We start from the raw sequence: 2,284 nt of genomic DNA on the forward strand, positions 1-2,284 counted from the left end.
CTGTGCTGGTTGCGGATGTGGCTGGTGTGCCGGTGGCGCGGGTGGATGCGTTGGTGTCGCGGCCGGTGGTGGAGGGGCAGTTTGGTACGGCTGGTCGGGTGGGGCGTGATTCGTTGTTCGGTGTGGAGTGGATGCCGTTTGGTGGGGTGTTGTCGTCGGGTGTGTTGGGTGAGGAGGTAGTGGAGGTTCACTGTTTTGATGGGTTTGGGCAGGGTTCGCGGGGTGTGTGTGCGGCGGTGGAGCGTGTTCTTGGTTTGATTCAGGGGTGGTTGGCGGGGGAGCGGGTGGCTGGGTCGCGTTTGGTGGTGGTGACGCGGGGGGCTGTCGGTGATGATGTTTCGGATCTGGCGGGTGCGGCGGTGTGGGGGCTGGTGCGGTCGGCGCAGTCCGAGCATCCGGGGCAGTTCGTGCTTGTGGACACGGATGACGGTGGGGCTGTTCTTACGGGGCTGCCTGTAGATGAGCCGTGTGTGATGGTACGTGGCGGACAGGTGCTGGTTCCACGGCTGGCGCGGGTACCGGTGGCTGAGGGTGACGATGGTGGTGTCTGTTGGGATCCGGTGAGGTCGTTGTTGGTGACGGGTGCTTCGGGGGTGTTGGCCGGGTTGGTGGTTCGGCATGCGGTGGCTGTGTGGGGTGTGCGGCATGTGGTGTTGCTCAGTCGTGGTGGAGCTGATGATCTGGCGGGGGAGTTGGCTGCGTCGGGTGTGTCGGTGCGGCAGGTTCTGTGTGATGTGGGGGACCGGGCGGCGGTGGCGTCGGTGCTGGCTGATGTTCCGGTGGGGCATCCGGTGGGGGGTGTGATTCATATGGCGGGTGTGTTGGATGATGGTGTGGTCGAGTCGTTGACTGGGGGGCGGCTGGAGCGGGTGTTGCGGCCGAAGGTGGATGGGGCGTGGTGGCTGCATGAGCTGACTGCTGGTCTGGAGTTGTCGGTATTCGCACTGTTCTCTTCTGCGGCTGGTGTGTTCGGTGCGGCGGGCCAGGGTAATTATGCCGCCGCCAACGCTTTCCTGGATGCGTTGGCCGTCCATCGGCACCGTGAAGGGCTCCCGGCGACGTCCCTGTCCTGGGGGCTGTGGGCCGAACGCAGCGGACTGACAGGACAGTTGGCGGAGTCCGACTTGGGCCGGATGGCGCGCCAGGGCGTGCTGCCGCTCTCCTCGGAGCGGGGGCTCGCCCTGCTGGACGCGGCGCTGGCCACGGGCCGGCCCTGGCTGGTGCCGGTCCGGCTGGACCTGGGTGTGCTGCGAGCGTCGGACCAGCCGGTTCCGCCCTTGCTGCGGGGGCTGGTGCGCAGGGTCACCCGCCGCGCGGTGACCGCCGGGCCGAACGGCTCCCACTCCTTCGTACAACGGATCGCCGCGTTGCCGCAGACGGAGGCCGAGCGTGTGGTGCTGGAGCTGGTGTGCGGTGAGGCCGCCGCCGTACTCGGTTACGCCGACGACGGTGCCGTCCCGCCTGGACAGGCGTTCCGGGAGCTGGGCTTCGACTCGCTGACCGCGGTGGAGCTGCGCAACCGGCTGAACGGCGCCACAGGGATGCGGTTGCCTGCGACACTGATCTTCGACTATCCGACACCGGCCGTTCTCGCCGCGCATATCCGCTCCAACGCCGCAGGCCCGGAGGCGAGTTCGGCCGTGCCGGTCGTGATGTCCGCGGCAGCGGGTGACGAGGCCATCGCGATCGTGGGGATGGCGTGCCGCTACCCGGGCGGGGTCCGTTCGCCGGAGGAGCTGTGGCAGCTGGTCGTGGACGGAACCGACGCCATCGACCGCTTCCCCCAGGACCGGGGCTGGGACCTGGAAGCGTTGTTCGATCCGCAGTGCTCTGGCGGTACCAGTCTGACCCGCGAGGGTGGGTTCCTCTACGACGCGGACCGTTTCGACGCCGGATTCTTCGGCATCTCACCCCGTGAGGCCCTTGCCATGGACCCGCAGCAGCGGTTGTTGCTGGAGACCTCCTGGGAGGCGCTGGAACGGGCGGGGATCGACCCGGCCACGCTGCGGGGCAGTGCCACCGGTGTCTTCGCCGGAGTCATGTACCACGACTACGCCACACGGATCCTTCAAGCACCCGAGGAAGTCGAGGGCTACCTCGGCAACGGCAACGCCGGCAGCATCGCCTCCGGGCGCGTGGCCTACACCCTCGGCCTCGAAGGGCCGGCGGTCACCGTGGACACGGCCTGCTCCTCGTCCCTGGTCACACTCCATCTGGCTGCCCAGTCGCTGCGGCAGGGCGAGTGTTCCATGGCCCTGGCCGGCGGTGTCACCGTGATGGCCAC

At 68.2% G+C, this 2,284-nt stretch carries 1 protein-coding gene; it reads left to right on the forward strand.

The window, feature by feature from the left end; genetic code table 11:
• Positions 1-2,284: beta-ketoacyl synthase N-terminal-like domain-containing protein (locus ACIP8W_RS31890; protein WP_402205903.1), on the forward strand; the 2,284-nt coding region annotated here is incomplete at both ends.

It is taken from the genome of Streptomyces sp. NPDC088554, from assembly GCF_044752945.1.
In the GTDB taxonomy this organism is placed as follows: domain Bacteria; phylum Actinomycetota; class Actinomycetes; order Streptomycetales; family Streptomycetaceae; genus Streptomyces.